Here is a 16,393-nt window from a genome sequence, read left to right on the forward strand (position 1 = left end):
GATCCCGCGGTCCGCGGGCGAGCGACGCGAGTCCCCGCGCCGCCGATGCCCGTTACGTTCATACGGTCGGACCGCTAAGCATCGGCCAGGCAATGCGGCGTGACTACTTCGAGTTGACCGTCGAGGGCGTCGCCGAGGACGGCGGCGAGCCGACGACTCCGCTGGTCCGCATCGACTTTCACGGACCGGAGGGGCTGTTGCGCGACCGGCTCTCGGACGCGGACGGCGAGCTGCTCTCCGCGTCCGAGATCGACGTGGCGTTCCGTCTCCGCGAGCCGCTCGAGAGCGGCGACGCCGAGGGCGTCGTCGGCGTGACGAACCGATTCACGGGCGATTTCGTCCTCGAACTCAACGAGAGCGCGGACGACGTGCTCCCCTTCATCCGCGCCGCCCGCGACTCGGTCGACGCCGCCGGCGACGACGCGCGCTACCGCGTCGAGATCGACCTCGACGGCGAGCGGCTCGTCAGCTACGACAAGGAGACGTTCCTCGTGTACGACCACGAGGGGAACCTCCTCCGGAGCGAGAGCCTGATCCCCTCGGGCGTCGAACTCTGATCCCGGCCGGCCCCGCCTCCCCGATCACAGACTGACGTTGTCTGCGACGAACCGCACCGCGTCGCCCGGCCGCAGGTCGAACGCGCCGTCGCCGCGGCCGTCGTTGACGTCGCACTCCGCGTAGCCGTGGCTGCCCACGGTGACGAGCCGCTCGCCGGGCTTGACCGCGCCGAACGTCTCCGCCACCGGCGTGAGGTCGCCGTCGACGCGGATCCAGTCGCGTCCCCGGACCAGCTCGCCGGGGACGTTGGTGATCACGTTCCCGAAGCGGTCGATCGCGAGCACCTCGCCGTCGACGGCCGCGGCCTCGCCCGCCTCGTCGCGCTCGACGCTCGGCTCCGGGAAGACGAGGTCGACGGGATCGCTCGCGGGCGAGAGGTCGTCCATCGCCGCGAGCGCGTCGGCGACGGTTTCGGAGTCGGTCGATCCCTCGTCGATGGCCTCCCGGACGCGCGCGGCGGTCGGCGCGAACACGTCGCGGCCGTGGAACGTCTCGCTCGCCGGGTCCTCGACCGCGATGCTCCACGCCTCGATCTCCGATTCGTCGCCCGCCAGCGCCCGCGCCGGCGGCATCGCGAGCCCGTTGTCGGGCGCGACGATGGCGTGGGAGCCGGCGCGGACGACCAGCGCGTCCCGCCCCGTCCCCACGCCCGGATCGACGACCGCGCAGTGGACGGCCGGCGGGAACTCCGGGAGGACGAACCGGAGCCAGAACGCGGCCGCCCGCGGGTCGCCGCGGGGCAGGTCGTGGGCGACGTCGATCAGTTCGGCGTCCGTGTGCCGGCGGATGACGCCCTTCATCGCGGCGGGGTACGGCGAGCCGAAATCGGAGGTGAGCGTGATCACACCGGATTCGCGATCCGGCGGACTCTTAAAAGGGCCGGACGGCGTCCGCCGAGCGATCCGATCGATCCGCGACGGCAACGTCTTATGAACCGATCCGGCGGTGGCGCGCCGGTGAGCGGGTGCGACAGCACCCGCGAACCGCCCGCGAGGGACGCGGCGAGCGAGGTGCGAGTGAAACGAGCACCTCGATTGCGAGCGGTGAAACCGCGAGCAACGAGCCGCGAGGCTGGGGAGGCGTGAGGTGTTGTACGGGGCGGGACTCAAAGGGGTAGTCGCCGGCGGCGGAGCCGCCGGCTGCCAGAGGCGCGGAGCGCCTCGCTGCCGCGAGGGCGAAGCCCGCCGCAGTAAGCACTGGAAGGAGCGAACGAAGTGAGCGACTGAAGCGCGCAACAAGGCGCGCGAGTCCTCGCGGCTGGGGCTTTGGTGGTGTTCACCGCGCAGGCAACGATATATAACGGGACACCGGCTCGCGACGATCTGTCGGGGGCATCCCCTGAATCGTCCCGATCGAGCTACTGATCCGAGGGCTCGTCCCCGTTCGAGTCGGTCTCGGCGATCCGGCGGATGCGCTCGACGCCGCCGACCTCCTCGATCACGTCGGCGACGGCGTCGGGGACGAGCGCCTCCCAGTCGCGGCCGCGGATCATGCGCTCGCGGAGTTCGGTCCCCTCCAGCACGTCGCGGCGGAACATCGGCGACTGGCGCACCTCGACGCCGGCCTCCTCGAAGAGCCGCACGACGAGCGGGTTGTTCGAGTACGCCACGTCGAACCGCGGGGTCATGCTCCGGACGTGGCTCACCCAGACGGAGTTGCGGTCGAGGTCCTCGATGGGGACGACGTAGGTGGTCACCGGGAGGTCCTCGACGGCCTTCGTCACCATCATCACGCGCTCTCCCGCGGTGAACGGGTTGCGGGTCGTGTGCGAGTCGCCGGCGGAACCGATCCCCAACACCAGCTCGTCGACCTCCTCGGCGATCTCCTCGACCATGTGTCGGTGGCCGTCGTGAAACGGCTGGTACCGCCCGATGTAAAAGCCCCGCATGGATACAGGATGCGACGCCGGGATTTATAAACCCCGTGGGAGCCGATCGCCGACGGAAACGGGCGTTATACGCCGATATCGGGGGTCTGAAGCGCCGGGGACCGAGGGCCGCGGGGAGAAAGTATATCAGTAGCCGACCCTTCCGTTCCGATAACGGATACCGATTCTATGAGCAACGAGAAGGACACGAACGACCCGCCGGAGGAGGACGCCTCGCCCCCGGACGACGCCGCGCCGGAGGAGGCCGAGGAGGACGTTCGAAACCCGGACGGGAACGGCGAGGACGCTCCCGGCGAGGACGCCCCCGAAGAGGGTGTCCCCAGCGAGGACGGACCCGACGAGCGGCGTCGGGACCGCGCCGGGGACGAGGCGGATCACGCGGGGCCGGACCCGGTCAACGACGGGTTCCGCGACTCCGACGACGGGTTCCGTGAGCCCGACGATGGGTTCCGTGACCCCGACGACGGGTTCCGCGAGCCGAAGGTCGCCCCGGTCGAGGAGGACGCGTCCGACGACGGCTCCCCTGACGACGGGATCCCCCCGAACGACGGCGAGGAGTCGCCGGCTCATCCGGACGCGCCCGACGCGCCGGACGAGGTCGTCGACTCCGGCGACGACGGCGGGATCGACGACCTCGGGAGCACCGTCGAGGTCGAGGGCGCGGAGATCGAGGAGGACCCCGACGAGGACGACCTCCTCGGCGGGCTCAAGATCGACACCACCTCCGAGATCTCGATCCCCGACCGGCTCGTCGACCAGGTGATCGGCCAGGAGCACGCCCGCGACGTGATCATCAAGGCGGCGAAACAGCGCCGCCACGTGATGATGATCGGCTCGCCCGGGACGGGGAAGTCGATGCTCGCGAAGGCGATGTCCGAGCTCCTCCCCAAAGAGGAGCTCCAGGACGTCTTAGTGTATCACAACCCCGACGACGGCAACAAGCCGAAGGTCCGGACCGTCCCGGCCGGCAAGGGCGAACAGATCGTCGACGCCCACAAGGAGGAGGCCCGCAAGCGCAACCAGATGCGGTCGCTCCTCATGTGGATCATCATCGCCGTCGTGTTGGGCTACGCGCTCATCATCGTCGGCCAGATCCTCGTCGGCATCATCGCGGCCGGGGTCGTCTACCTCGTCTTCCGCTACCTGAACCGCGGCTCGGACGCGATGATCCCGAACCTGCTCGTGAACAACGCGGACACGAAGTCCGCGCCGTTCCGCGACGCGACGGGCGCACACGCCGGCGCGCTGCTCGGCGACGTCCGGCACGACCCGTTCCAGTCCGGCGGGATGGAGACGCCGAGCCACGACCGCGTCGAGGCCGGCGCGATCCACAAGGCGAACAAGGGCGTGCTGTTCATCGACGAGATCAACACGCTCGACATCCGCTCACAGCAGCACCTCATGACGGCGATCCAGGAGGGCGAGTTCTCGATCACGGGCCAGTCCGAGCGCTCCTCGGGCGCGATGGTCCAGACCGAGCCCGTCCCGACGGACTTCGTCATGATCGCGGCCGGGAACCTCGACGCGATGGAGAACATGCACCCGGCGCTGCGCTCCCGGATCAAGGGGTACGGCTACGAGGTGTACATGGAGGACACCATCGAGGACACCCCGAAGATGCGCCGCCAGTACGTGCGCTTCATCGCCCAGGAGGTCGCGAAGGACGGCCGGCTGCCGGAGTTCACGGCGGAGGCGATAGAGGAGGTCATCCTCGAGGCCAAGCGCCGCTCCGGCCGGAAGGGCCACCTGACGCTTCACTTCCGGAACCTCGGCGGGCTCGTGCGGGTCGCCGGCGACATCGCCCGCGGCGAGGACGCCGACTTCACCACCCGCGACCACGTGTTACAGGCGAAAGGACGCTCCCGCTCCATCGAACAGCAGCTCGCCGACGACTTCATCGAGCGCCGGAAGGACTACGAGCTGCAGGTCTCGGACGGCTACGTCGTCGGCCGCGTCAACGGCCTCGCCGTGATGGGCGAGGACTCCGGGATCATGCTCCCGGTGATGGCCGAGGTCGCGCCCTCGCAGGGGCCGGGCGAGGTCATCGCCACGGGTCAGCTGAAGGAGATGGCCCAGGAGTCGGTCTCGAACGTCTCGGCGATCATCAAGAAGTTCTCCGACGAGAACATCTCCGAGATGGACATCCACATCCAGTTCGTCCAGGCGGGCCAGCAGGGCGTCGACGGGGACAGCGCGTCGATCACGGTCGCGACTGCCGTGATAAGCGCGTTGGAGGACGTCGGCGTCGACCAGAGCCTCGCGATGACCGGCTCGCTGTCGGTGCGGGGCGACGTGCTCCCCGTCGGCGGCGTCACCCACAAGATCGAGGCGGCCGCGAAGGCCGGCTGTACCCGGGTGATCATCCCGCAGGCCAACGAGCAGGACGTGATGATCGAGGAGGAGTACGAGGAGATGATCGAGGTCATCCCCGTCTCGCACATCAGCGAGGTGCTCGACATCGCTCTGGAGGGCGAAGCCGAGAAGGACTCGCTCGTCTCCCGGCTCAAGTCGATCACCGGCTCGGCGCTCAAAGACCAGGGAGTCTCGAGTCCCTCCAGCCCGAGCCCGCAGTAGCGCCCTCGCGCGGCGTCGGTCGGTCCCGCCCCTTTTTGTACGGTCGAGGACGTACCCACCTCCATGTCCGGAAAGCCGACGGTCGGCGAGTACATGACCCGGGACGTCGAGACCGTCAGCCCCGACGACACCGTGGCGTCGGTCGCGAAGCGGATGGTCGAGACGGCCGGTCACAAGGGGTTTCCCGTCACTCAGGGGCGGACCGTCGAGGGGTTCGTCTCGGCGGGCGACCTGCTCTTGGCCGACGACGACGCCCCCGTGTTCACGGTGATGTCCGAGGACCTGATCGTCGCCCATCCCGACATGAAGGTCACCGACGCCGCCCGCGTCATCCTCCGGTCGGGGATCCAGAAGCTCCCGGTCGTCGACGACGCCGACAACCTCGTCGGGATCATCTCGAACACGGACGTCGTTCGCTCGCAGATCGAGCGGGCGACCCCCGGGAAGGTCGGGAAGCTGATGCGCACGCTCGAGCAGATCCACGGCGTCGCACTCGACGAGGAGCGCCGCGAGGTCCGCCTCGACGACCTCACGCCCACGCAGGCGCGGGTGTACGCCGACGAGCTGGAGGGCAGACAGTACGAGCTGGACCGGGGGCTCGCCGAGCCGCTCGTCGTCATCGACAACGACGGCGTCCTCCACCTCGCGGACGGCCACCACCGCGTGATGGCCGCCCACGAGATGGGGATCGAGACGATGGACGCGTACGTCATCGTCACGCGGAGCCCGGTCGACCTCGGGATGGCCAAGACCGCGGAGAAGGAGGGACTGGAGTCGATCGCCGACATCGAGGTGGTCGACTACGCGCGCCACCCGCTCGTGGAGACGACGAAGCGGCTCCAGTGACCGGGGGCGGGAGCTTTTTCGCCGCCGCCCGCGACTCGGAGGTATGTCCGAGTATTCGGTCCGTGCGGAGTGGGAACGGCTCTCCGCCGTCAGGGTCCACACGCCGGGCCTCGAACTGTGGTCGGGGAGCCTCGCGCCCGAGGCGAACCTGTTCGAGGACCACGTCCCGCCCGAGCAGGCGCGACGCGAGCACGAACGGCTCGTCGAGACGCTCGAATCGACGCACGTCGAGGTCCACCGCCTGGCCGAGGACCTCGCCGGCGACGCGCTCGACGAGTTGACGCGGGACGCCCTCGAGACGGGTGACGTCGATCGCGTCGACGACGTGCTCGCCGCCTTCTCGCCGCGCGAGAAGCTCCAGGTCGTTCTCTCGCGGCCGAGCCTCACGCCCGAGACGACCGCCGACGGCGGGACCGACGGGGCGTCGGTGACGCTCGATTCGCCGATCTCGAACGTCTACTTCCAGCGCGACACGACGATCGTCGGGGACCGGGGACCGATCCTCTGTCACATGTCGAAGCCGATCCGGCGGCGCGAGGAGCCGATCGTCAAACGCGCCTGGGAGTCGATCGGGGCGGACCTCCGCTACGAGATGACGGGCGAGCCGCTCGAGGGCGGCGAGTTCATGCCTGCGGGCGAGTTCGCGCTGCTCGGCGTCTCCGCCGAGGTCGACGGCGAGGAGCACGTCATCAGGACCAGCTACGAGGCGGGCGAGCGACTGATGCGCGAGGGCGCGGTCGGCTACGACGAGTTCGGGCTGGTGCGCGCCCCGCTGGAGGCCGACCGAACGCACCGGGTCGACCGCGGGCTCGGCTCCCGGGTGATGCATCTGCTCGGCTGGTTCAACATCGCCGCGGAGGGGCTGGCCGTGCTCGACGCCGATCTGGCCGAGGCGGCCGACGTCGACGTCTATCGTAAACGGGGCGATATCTACGAGCACAGCCACACCACCTCGACGCTGGAGTACGTGCGCGACGAGAGGGGGTTCGACGTGATCGACGTCGCCGCCGGGGAGCGGTGGCCGACCAACTTCCTCGCGATCGACGACGGCACCGTGATCCCGCTGTACGAGCCGGACGAGGACGGGGAGTATCGACCCGAGAACAATCCGACCATCGAGGCGCTCCGGGACCGCGGCGTGACGATCCTCCCCGATGGAGTCGGGATCCCGCGGGCCGCGCTCACGAACGGGGCCGGCGGGCTCCACTGTATGACGACGCCGATCGCTCGCGAGTAGCACCGGGATATCGGATCGCTTCGCACCGAGGATCGGACCACTTCGCACCGAGGGGTCGGATCACTCCGTTCCGCGCCGCGACCCTCCGACGGCACCTTTTTGTAAACGAACCGAGTAGTTCCGGGCATGGGACGAATCAGAACCGCGATCTCACGGGCGAAGTACGCCGCCGTCGGCGCGGCCCTCGGGGCCGCGGTCGGCGGGTTGATGAACCGCAACGCGGCGAGCACCGGCGGCGCGCTCGGCGGCCTCGCCGGCGCGACGGTCGGGGAGATCCGGGTCGGCGAGTGTGACCTCTTCGACGGCTTCCGGCCCGGAGGCGGCGGCGACGCGACGGACGGTGACTCGACGGACGGCGACGCCGAAGCGACCGGATCGGCCGCCTGAGGCGGGCGAACGGAACGGCCCTTTCCGCCGATCGCCGGTGCTCCTCGATCGACACACCGGGACGCATATACGAGTTCGCGCGCAGTTCTCCGAGTATGACCACCGACGGGAGCGACGCGGGCTGGTTCGAGTCCGTTCCGCCGGACGACCTCGGCGCCGCCCGCGACGCGATCGAGGGCGGGAGCGTCGAGTCGCCCGCGGACTGGCCGCGCCTCGCGGTTGAGTCCGGCTTCGCGGACGACGCCGACGACTACTACGACCGGCTCCGAGAGGCCACGCTCCACGCGACCCGCGAGGCCGTCGCGGAGCGCGAGCGCGCGGACGACCGACAACTGATCCACGCCGTCCGCGCGATGGACGACTGCGAGCGCGTCGCGAACGAGCTCGCGGAGCGGGCCGTCGAGTGGGCGGGGAGTCGATTCGACGACGTCGACGCCGGGATCGCGGGGGCCCGCGCGATCGCCGACCGGAAGCCCGACGACGGGATCGACCGGCGGGTGATCTCGCTGGCCTCGCGTGCGGCCGCGCTCGCGGACGAGCGGGACGAACTCGCGGCGACGATCGACCGGGTCGCACCCGTGGTCGCGCCGAACCTCGCCGACATGGCCGGCCCGGAGCTCGCGGCGCGGCTGATCGCGCTCGCGGGCGGGCTGGAGTCGCTGGCGAAGAAGCCCTCGGGGACCGTCCAGGTGCTCGGCGCGGAGGACGCGCTGTTCGCGCACCTCTCCGGCCGCGCGCCCTCGCCGAAACACGGGATCATCTACACCCACGAGTTCGTCCGCGGGACCCGGCCCGAGGACCGCGGGTCGGCAGCGCGGGCGCTCGCGGGGAAGCTGGCGCTCGCGGCGCGCGCGGACCACTACTCGGGGGAGTACCGCGAGGTGCTCCACGAGGACCTCCGCGAGCGGATGGCGACGATCCGGGCGCGGGCGGACGCGGACGAGGACACGGACGGCGGCACGGAGGTCGACGATGAGTGACTCGCTTCCCGCCGGCGTCGAGCGCCGCGAGATCGACGGCGAGACGCGGCTCGCGACCCGCGGCCCGCCGGTCTACGGCGAGCCGACCGACGGCGAGTGGCGCGCGTGGGACCCCGAGCGGTCGAAGCTCGGCGGGATGTTCGAACTCGGCTTCGACACGGGCCTTTCGGGCGGCGAGACGGTGCTGTACCTCGGCGCGGCCTCGGGGACGACCGCGAGCCACGTCGCCGACTTCGCCGGCCCGACGTACGCCGTGGAGTTCGCGCCGCGGCCGACGCGGGACCTCCTCGAGGTCGCCGAACCCCGCGACCGGCTGTTCCCCCTCCTGAAGGACGCCCGGAAGCCGGAGACGTACGCCCACGTCGTCGAGAGCGGCGTCGACGCGGTCGTCCAGGACGTCGCGACGCGCGGACAGGCGGCGGTGGCGACGCGGAACGCGCGCTTTCTCGCCGACGACGGACGCCTGCTGCTGGCGGTGAAAGCGCGCAGCGAGGACGTGACCGCCGAGCCGGACGACGTGTTCGCCGAGGTGCTCGCGGAACTCGAGGGAACCTACGAGGTGCTCGAGACCCGCCGGCTCGACCGCTTCCACGAGGACCACCTCGGCGTCGTGGCGACGCCGCGGTGAGGAGGCGGCGACCGTTCCGAGGGCGGGCCTCACGCCTCCGGGTCGAACAGGTCCTCGATCGCGCAGTCGAAGTGATCGGCCAGCGCGAACGCCAACTCGAGGGAGGGATCGTACCGCTCGCGCTCGATCGAGTTTATCGTCTGGCGGCTGACGCCGACGGCGGCCGCCAGGTCAGCCTGGCTCTCGCCGGTGTCCTCGCGCCGTTCGGCCAGGTCGTTTCTCATGTCCGCCCGCGGAGGACGGTGTAGATCACGCCGAAGACCGCGTACAGCGCGACGAGCGCCCACATCGCGCCGGAGAACGCGCCCGGCAGGTCGACGACGCCGCCCTCCTCCAAGACGAGCCCGCCCGGCCCGCCGAGGACGAGGACGAACGCGAAGACGTTGAGGGTGTACTCGCTGGCCTTCCGCTCTATCGCCGCGTCGCGTTCGTCGTACAGGTCGACCGGGCTCGCGCGCCAGACGGCGAAGACGCCGAAGAAGCCGGCCCAGTAGACGAGGACGCCGAGCACGAACCGGTCGACGGCGATGCCGGCGAAGAGGCCGAGCATGCCCGCGATCAGGGAGCCGTACATCAGCCGTCTGTAGCGCCGTCGCGTGGAGAGCGGGTCGGTCGTGGTGTGGGTGTTCCGTGTCATGAGCGGGGATCCGAATTTGTGTAAAGCTCGCTTTACAGTAAAGGAGACTTTACACACGGATTTAAATCCGTCGCTCGGATGGACCCGTCGATCGGGCATCGGTCGGCTCACCACGTCGGCGGCGAGAAGCCGGCGTTCTCGAGGAGGGGTTTCCAGCGCTTCTGGACGGAGAGCCGCGAGACGTCCATGGCGTCGGCAACGGCGGACTGGGGTCGTTCCTGGCCGCGGATCAGCGCGGCGGCGTAGAGGCTGGCGGCGGCGGCGGCGGGTTTCGAGCGCTCCTCGTCGGGGATCTCCGAGAGGAAGAGGTCGGTCGCGGTCGAGCAGGCGTCGTCGTCGAGACCGAGGTCGGCGCAGGCGTCCTCGATGCGGTCGATCCACTCGGCGTTGTCGACGCGGTCACTCGCCCGGTACATGCCTCGTGGTTGGCGGCCGGGATACAAAAAGGGGTCGCGGGCTCCGCGGTCGGCGAGGGTCGGGCCGGCGGTCGTCAGGTTCTTGAATCGGTTTCGCCTACGTGCTGTCGCGCGCGGGTTGCCGAGCCAGGCCAAAGGCGTAGCGCTTAGGACGCTATCCCGTAGGGGTCCGCCGGTTCGAATCCGGTCCCGCGCATACTGCCTCGAGCGAACGTGAGAGGCATGTATGCGCGCAGGATTCGAATCCGTTCCCTCTCGTTTCGGGCCACAAACCGTATTCCGGCGCGAATCCTGGGTGAGCGTATGGCCCGTGAAGTCACACACGAGGCGGACGAACCGGTGCGGCTCGACGAGACGGACATGGGGGACGACGGCCTGATCTACGTCTGTCGATGCGGGCTCTCGAGGTCGAAACCGCTCTGTGACGGCTCGCACAAGGCCGCCGCCGACGAGGAGGAGGGCGTCCTCTACAAGTACGAGAACGACGATCCGGACGGACCGCGACGGGAGGTGGCCGAGATCGTCTACGCGGATGAGTGACGGGCTTCCGAAGCCCCAGCGGCTCGGTCGTACGTCGTTGCTAACGCGGTGACCGTCTCCAAAGCCCCAACTGCTCGGCTGTACGAAGTGAGACAGACGACTGCGAAGAGCACCTCCAAAGCCCCAGCCGGCTCCGGTCGAGGGCCTCGCTGTGCTCCTCGTCGCTCACTACGTTCGCTCCTGTGGTGCTTGCGTCGGCCGTCTTCCCGGAGCCGGCTGCCCCTTTGAGTCCCCCGACCGCAACCGTCCCGCACCTCACGCCTCCCCAGCCTCGCGGCTCCTTTCAGTCGCCGCGTCCCTCGCGGGCTCCTCGCGCCCCTCCGGGGCACTCGGAGGCGCGCCACCGCTTGGTTTGGGTCGTCCACGTGCCGGGGACGGTTTCAAGTACTCGCTGCCCCCACCCACGAGCAGTGATGGAGCCGCCCGACATCGAGCGGTTGGACGAGCGGACGATCCAGCGGATCGCGGCGGGCGAGGTCGTCGAGCGGCCGGCCAGCGTCGTGAAGGAACTGGTCGAGAACAGCCTCGACGCGGGCGCGAGCCGGGTCGCCGTCTCGGTCGAAGCGGGCGGCACCGAGGGGATCCGCGTCCGCGACGACGGCGTCGGGATCCCGGAAGACCAGCTCGAGGCCGCGGTCGCCGAACACGCCACCTCGAAGATCGCCGACATCGACGACCTGGAGGCCGGCGTCGGGACGCTCGGGTTCCGCGGCGAGGCGTTATACACCGTCGGAGCCGTCTCGCGGCTCACGGTCCGGTCGCGCCCGCCCGACGCCGAGGCGGGCGCGGAGATAACGGTCGAGGGCGGCGACGTCGGCGAGGTGCGTCCCGCGGGGTGTCCGACGGGGACGACCGTCGAGGTCGAGGACCTCTTCTACAACACGCCCGCCCGCAAGAAGTTCCTCAAGCGGGTGACAACGGAGTTCGACCACGTCAACACGGTCGTCACGGGGTACGCGCTCGCGAACCCCGAGGTGGCCGTCTCGCTCGAACACGACGGCCGCGAGACGTTCGCGACCGAGGGGAACGGCGACCTCCGGTCGGCGGTGCTGGCGGTGTACGGCCGCGAGGTCGCGGAGTCGATGCTCGCGGTCGACTGGGAACCCGACCCGTCGACGGCGGGCGGAGAACACCCCGTGAAACGCGTCACCGGTCTCGTCTCGCACCCGGAGACGACCCGGTCGGCCCGCGACTACCTCGCGACGTACGTCAACGACCGCTTCGTCACGGCCGGCGCGCTCCGCGAGGCGGTGCTGGAGGCGTACGGCGGCCAGCTCGCGCCCGACCGCTACCCCTTCGCGGTGCTCTTCGTCGAGGTCCCGCCCGACGAGGTGGACGTGAACGTCCATCCGCGGAAGCTCGAGGTTCGATTCGACCGCGAGGCCGGCGTGAGGGCCGCGGTCGAGTCGGCCGTCGAGTCAGCCCTGCTCGATCACGGCCTGATCCGGTCGACCGCGCCACGCGGACGGTCCGCTCCCGACGAGGTCGACGTCGTCCCCGAGAGCGCGGACGGCGAGGTCGTCGGCGGCACGGGCGTCGGGGGCGGGCGAAGCGGACGCAAATCGGACGAACCAGAAGTGAACGAACGCGAGGTGAACGAAGCCGATCCGAGCGGGGACGGAAGCGCCGATCCCGAACCCGCGTCGGCGACCGACTCGAACCCCGCATCGGCGACGGAACTCGATCCGGACGACGAGGACGCCTGGTCGGTGGAGGATCTCGCGGGGGAGTCGGAAGGCGACGCGACTGCGGACCGCGACGCCGACGCCGACTCGGATCGATCCTCGGGCGGGGACAGGGACGCGGACCGTCCGGCGTCCGACCGCCCCTCCCCGCGGAGCTGGCAGGCCGACGACGCCGAGGCGGGAGCCGGGACCGCCGGAGACGAGCCCACCGACGCGGTCGACGGATCGCTCGCGGACGTCTCCGGCCCCGCCGACCGCGACGCGGAGACCGACTCCGACTCCGCCGTCGACACGGACTTCGGGTCCGCCGCTGACCCGGACTCCGAAGCCGTCTCCGACGCTCCCGGCCTCGCGTCCGACGTCGACGCGGAACCCGCCGCCGACGCCGCCGACGCCGCCGACGCCGGTGCCGATCCGACGCCCCGACGCGCCGCGACGAACCAGCGGACCCTCGCCGGCGAAGAGACGAGCGCCGAGCGCGCGTACGACTCGCTGCCGTCGCTCCGCGTGCTCGGCCAGCTCCACGACACCTACGTCGTCGCCGAGGCACCCGACGGACTGGTGTTGATCGACCAGCACGCGGCCGACGAGCGGGTGAACTACGAGCGACTCAAACGGGAGTTCGCCGAGGGCCCGCCCGCTCAGGCGCTCGCGGAGCCGGTGACGATCGAGTTGACGGCGCGGGAGGCGGCGCTGTTCGGCGACTTCCTCGAGGAGCTGTCGGGGATCGGCTTCCGCGCCGAGCGCGCGGGCGAACGCGAAGTCGTCGTCGAGGCGGTTCCCGCGGTCTTCGACGCCGCGCTTGACCCCGAACGCCTCCGGGACGTGCTCACGGAGTTCGTCGCGGACGCGGCTCGGACCGCGGAATCCGCCGACGGAAGCGAAGCGGACGCCGATGCCGCCGCACCCGACGCCGCCGGCGCGACGGGGTCGAACTCCGTGACCGACGCGGTCGACGAGCTGCTCGCCGACCTCGCGTGTTACCCCTCCGTGACGGGGAACACGTCGCTCACGGAGGGGAGGGTCGTCGACCTCCTCGACCGGCTCGACGCGTGTGAGAACCCCTACGCCTGTCCGCACGGCCGGCCGGTGGTGATCCGGCTCGACCGCGAGGAGCTGTCGTCCCGTTTCGAGCGCGACTACCCGGGCCACGCCGGTCGCCGCGCGGAGTGAGCGCGGCCGGCGAATCGGTTCCGATCGCCGTCGACGGCGGCGGGCGCGCCGCGGCCGGCGGGGCATAGCTCGCGGAGAGGCACGCTTTTGGTGTACCGGTCGCACCCCGACGTATGGAACGCGTAGCGATAATCGGCGCGTCGATGACCCGGTTCGGGCAGCGCGACGCGTGGGTACGGGAGTTGCTCGCCGAGGCCGGGGAGGCGGCGCTCGCGGACGCCGGCGTCGACGGCGACGACCTCGATCACCTGTACGTCTCGAACATGGCCAGCGGCGAGTTCGAGGGACAGACCGGCGTCCCGAACGCGCTCGCACACGATCTCGCGGCACAACCCGCCTACACCGCCCGGATCGACCAGACCTCCTCCTCGGGCGGCGCGGGCGTCTACGCCGCCTGGCAGTCGGTCGCCTCCGGGGCGTCGGACCTCACCATGCTCGTCGGCGGCGAGAAGATGACCCACCGAAGCACCGCGGAGGCGACCGACGTGATCGCCTCGCTCACGCACCCCGTCGAGTACAAACACGGCGTCACGCTCCCCTCGTTCGCGGGACTCACCGCGCGGCTCTACCTCGACACCTACGACGCCCCGCGCGAGAGCCTCGGGAAGGTCGCCGTGAAGAACCACCGAAACGGGGTCGACAACCCCCACGCGCAGTTCCGCAAGGAGGTCGACCTCGAGACGGTCCTCGACTCTCCGGTCGTTGCCGACCCCTCCGGCTGTACGACTTCTGTCCGATCACCGACGGCTCCGCGGCGCTCGTCTTCTGTCCCGAATCGGTCGCCGCGGAGTACGTCCCCGAAGACGAGTACGCCGTGATCAGCGGGATCGGCGGCGCGACCGACACCCACGTCGTCCACGAGCGCGCGGACCCGACCACGATGGGCGGCGTCGTCGACTCCTCGGCGATCGCCTACGAGATGGCCGGGATCGGTCCCGACGACGTCGACGTCGCGGAGCTACACGACATGTTCACCATCCTCGAGTTCCTCCAGTCGGAGGACCTCGGCTTCTTCGAGAAGGGCGAGGGGTGGAAGGCGGTCGAGGAGGGAGTCACCGACCGCGACGGCGACCTCCCGATCAACACCTCCGGCGGGCTCAAATCGAAGGGCCACCCGCTCGGCGCGAGCGGCGTCGCACAGGTGTACGAGATAGTCAAACAGGTCACCGGCGACGCGGGCCCGCGGCAGGTCGACGCCGACACCGGCCTCGCGTGTAACGTCGGCGGGTTCGGGAACTGCGTGACCACCGCGATCCTGGAGGGAAGCCAATGAGCGAGAACGACACGACGACGGAAGCGAACACGGCGGAATCGGACGACGGAGGCGACGGGAACGACGGAAACGACGCGGAGCCGGCCTTCGAGGCGGCGGAGTACGCCGACGGGACGGTCACCTACCCGCCGCACCCGGTCGGACCGAACGGCGCGGAGCGGGTCGGGAGCGTGGACCTCCGCGACCGCGAGGCGCGCGTCGTGACGTGGACCACCTCCACGGCGACCCCGCCCGGCGTCCGCGAGCCGAACACGCTCGCCATCGTCGAGTTCGAACTGGACGAACACGACGGCCCGCCGGTTCGCGCGCTCGGACAGGTCGCGGCCGACCCCGACGACCCCGACGGCGGGACGTTCGACGTCGCGATCGGCGACCGCGTCGAGCCCGTGTACGCGGACGAGCTCCGCGAGCCCGGCGCGGGGATCCGCGAGCCGGAGAGCCAGTCGTGGGACGGGTTCCGGTTCCGGCCGATCGAGTAGCGGCCGAGTCGTCGGTGCGGCTGCGGCGAGAGGTCCGGCCGGTCACCGGAGCGTGTGGACGCCGAGCGTCGAGGTCACGATCCCGCCGAGCACGACCGGCATCCAGTAGGTCCCGCCCCGGAACACGAGCACTGCGGCCGTGATCGCGGAGGCGTCGATCCCGGTGATCGGCACGAGCAGCGCCACGTAGGCGGCCTCGATCCCGCCGAGGCCGCCCGGCATCGGCGTCGCGCCGGCGAGGTTCGCGAGCGGGATGGCGAAGAGCACCACGTACGGCGGGATCGCGTGGCCGACCGCGGCGAACGCCGCCGTCAGCGCGACCGCCTGCGCGAGCCAGCCGAGAAGCGACAGCGCGACGACGACGGACAGCCGCCACCGGTCGGTTCCGACGCGTTCGATGTCGTCGAAGAAGCGGGTCAACCGCCCGGTGAGGTCGGTCTCCAGCGCCGCGGCGTCGTACCGTCCCCGGCCGAGCCGACCGACCCACGGGCTGACGAGCGCCGGGAGCCGGGCGGTGAGCGTCTCGCGGTACCGCCAGACGATCGCGATCGCGACCACGACGCCGCCGACCAGCGCGACGGCCGAGGCGACCGCGGTCCCGAGGCGGTCGCCGACGGCGGCGGTGGTGGCGTAGTAGCCGACGCCGACGAAGACGAGCGAGAGCGAGGGGACGACGTTGAGGACGTCGACGCTCGCGATGCCCGCGAGGCCGGTCTCGTACCGGCAGTCGGAGACCTTCGAGATGAGCAGCGCGGCGACGGGCTCGCCGCCGGCCTGTCCGAACGGGGTCACGTTGTTGGCGAAGACGGCCCCCACGTAGACGAGCACCGACGTGTGGACGGGCACGGAGACGTCGAGCGAGCCGAGCACGGTCCGGAGCATCAGCCCCCAGGCGGCCAGCCAGCAGAGCGTGAACGCCACGGTCGCCGCCACGAACCGCGGCTCGGCGGCGAGAAGGGTGTCGAGGACCTCTCCCGCGCCGACGAGGAAGAACAGCACCGCGAGGACGCCGACCGCCGCGAGCGACCCGAGAAGCAGCGCGCGGCGGTTTCCGTCGGCCATGCCCGGACCTATCGCGGTAGCGAACTTGAA

The 16,393-nt window shown here is 70.7% G+C and carries 16 protein-coding genes, 1 tRNA gene and 1 pseudogene; 12 read left to right on the forward strand and 6 right to left on the reverse strand.

The features are described 5' to 3' along the window. Positions 1 to 92 precede the first annotated feature (92 nt). The gene (locus AXA68_RS06815) at positions 93 to 557 is read left to right on the forward strand and encodes a DUF5793 family protein (protein WP_066414484.1); all 465 of its coding nucleotides are present in this window, start codon (positions 93 to 95) and stop codon (positions 555 to 557) included. A gap of 24 nt (positions 558 to 581) precedes the next feature. Here AXA68_RS06815 and AXA68_RS06820 read toward each other — a convergent pair whose 3' ends face one another. Continuing rightward, on the reverse strand, positions 582 to 1,403 hold the full coding sequence (locus AXA68_RS06820; protein ID WP_066414486.1) for an SAM hydrolase/SAM-dependent halogenase family protein: 822 nt from the start codon (positions 1,401 to 1,403) through the stop codon (positions 582 to 584). 512 nt (positions 1,404 to 1,915) lie between these two features. Next, positions 1,916 to 2,446, reverse strand: a complete 531-nt coding sequence (locus AXA68_RS06825) for a nicotinamide-nucleotide adenylyltransferase (protein WP_066414488.1) — start codon at positions 2,444 to 2,446, stop codon at positions 1,916 to 1,918. 168 nt (positions 2,447 to 2,614) lie between these two features. Here AXA68_RS06825 and lonB point away from each other — a divergent pair, with 168 nt between their 5' ends. The 6 genes from lonB to AXA68_RS06855 all read left to right on the forward strand — a co-directional run bounded on the left by lonB (position 2,615) and on the right by AXA68_RS06855 (position 9,098). Next, entirely contained in the window at positions 2,615 to 5,020 is a 2,406-nt protein-coding gene (lonB, locus tag AXA68_RS06830) for an ATP-dependent protease LonB (RefSeq protein ID WP_066414491.1), read from the forward strand. 63 nt (positions 5,021 to 5,083) lie between these two features. After that, positions 5,084 to 5,866, forward strand: a complete 783-nt coding sequence (locus tag AXA68_RS06835) for a CBS domain-containing protein (protein ID WP_066414494.1) — start codon at positions 5,084 to 5,086, stop codon at positions 5,864 to 5,866. 43 nt (positions 5,867 to 5,909) lie between these two features. Continuing rightward, positions 5,910 to 7,103, forward strand: a complete 1,194-nt coding sequence (locus AXA68_RS06840; RefSeq protein ID WP_066414496.1) for an arginine deiminase family protein — start codon at positions 5,910 to 5,912, stop codon at positions 7,101 to 7,103. Positions 7,104 to 7,229: 126 nt separating this feature from the next. Next, positions 7,230 to 7,490: a hypothetical protein gene (locus AXA68_RS06845; protein ID WP_066414497.1), complete on the forward strand. Its 261-nt coding sequence runs from the start codon at positions 7,230 to 7,232 to the stop codon at positions 7,488 to 7,490. 95 nt (positions 7,491 to 7,585) lie between these two features. Beyond that, a complete protein-coding gene (locus AXA68_RS06850; RefSeq protein WP_066414498.1) occupies positions 7,586 to 8,470 on the forward strand; it encodes an NOP5/NOP56 family protein in 885 nt (294 codons plus the stop codon). After that, complete coding sequence (locus tag AXA68_RS06855) at positions 8,463 to 9,098, forward strand: fibrillarin-like rRNA/tRNA 2'-O-methyltransferase (protein ID WP_066414500.1); 636 nt, start codon at positions 8,463 to 8,465, stop codon at positions 9,096 to 9,098. The genes AXA68_RS06850 and AXA68_RS06855 overlap by 8 nt, the downstream gene beginning before the upstream one ends. A gap of 29 nt (positions 9,099 to 9,127) precedes the next feature. On the opposite strand, the gene AXA68_RS06860 is transcribed toward AXA68_RS06855, so the two are convergent. From AXA68_RS06860 to AXA68_RS06870, 3 genes are all read right to left on the reverse strand, one after another. Beyond that, positions 9,128 to 9,322: a helix-turn-helix transcriptional regulator gene (locus tag AXA68_RS06860; protein WP_066414502.1), complete on the reverse strand. Its 195-nt coding sequence runs from the start codon at positions 9,320 to 9,322 to the stop codon at positions 9,128 to 9,130. After that, positions 9,319 to 9,735: a DUF2178 domain-containing protein gene (locus tag AXA68_RS06865; protein ID WP_066414505.1), complete on the reverse strand. Its 417-nt coding sequence runs from the start codon at positions 9,733 to 9,735 to the stop codon at positions 9,319 to 9,321. Before AXA68_RS06865 ends, AXA68_RS06860 begins: the two co-directional genes overlap by 4 nt. Before the next feature lie 107 nt (positions 9,736 to 9,842). Next, complete coding sequence (locus tag AXA68_RS06870) at positions 9,843 to 10,151, reverse strand: cyclin (RefSeq protein WP_066414507.1); 309 nt, start codon at positions 10,149 to 10,151, stop codon at positions 9,843 to 9,845. Positions 10,152 to 10,262: 111 nt separating this feature from the next. Between AXA68_RS06870 and AXA68_RS06875 the strand changes: the two genes are divergently transcribed. The 5 genes and pseudogenes from AXA68_RS06875 (at position 10,263) to AXA68_RS06895 (ending at position 15,301) form a co-directional block, all read left to right on the forward strand. Then, positions 10,263 to 10,347 (forward strand) — tRNA-Leu (locus AXA68_RS06875). A 107-nt stretch (positions 10,348 to 10,454) separates the two neighbouring features. Continuing rightward, positions 10,455 to 10,691: a CDGSH iron-sulfur domain-containing protein gene (locus AXA68_RS06880; RefSeq protein ID WP_066414509.1), complete on the forward strand. Its 237-nt coding sequence runs from the start codon at positions 10,455 to 10,457 to the stop codon at positions 10,689 to 10,691. 413 nt (positions 10,692 to 11,104) lie between these two features. After that, positions 11,105 to 13,549, forward strand: a complete 2,445-nt coding sequence (gene mutL / locus AXA68_RS06885; RefSeq protein ID WP_066414511.1) for a DNA mismatch repair endonuclease MutL — start codon at positions 11,105 to 11,107, stop codon at positions 13,547 to 13,549. A gap of 113 nt (positions 13,550 to 13,662) precedes the next feature. After that, positions 13,663 to 14,822 (forward strand): annotated as a pseudogene (locus AXA68_RS06890) (thiolase family protein). Then, a complete protein-coding gene (locus AXA68_RS06895) occupies positions 14,819 to 15,301 on the forward strand; it encodes a Zn-ribbon domain-containing OB-fold protein (RefSeq protein WP_066414513.1) in 483 nt (160 codons plus the stop codon). The pseudogene AXA68_RS06890 and the gene AXA68_RS06895 overlap by 4 nt, the downstream one beginning before the upstream one ends. Positions 15,302 to 15,343: 42 nt before the next feature. Here the strand turns inward: AXA68_RS06895 and AXA68_RS06900 are convergent, their stop codons facing one another. After that, positions 15,344 to 16,363: a lysylphosphatidylglycerol synthase transmembrane domain-containing protein gene (locus AXA68_RS06900; protein WP_066414515.1), complete on the reverse strand. Its 1,020-nt coding sequence runs from the start codon at positions 16,361 to 16,363 to the stop codon at positions 15,344 to 15,346. Between the last annotated feature and the right edge of the window lie 30 nt (positions 16,364 to 16,393).

Origin of the sequence: Halorubrum aethiopicum, assembly GCF_001542905.1 — an archaeon.
GTDB classification, from domain to species: domain Archaea; phylum Halobacteriota; class Halobacteria; order Halobacteriales; family Haloferacaceae; genus Halorubrum; species Halorubrum aethiopicum.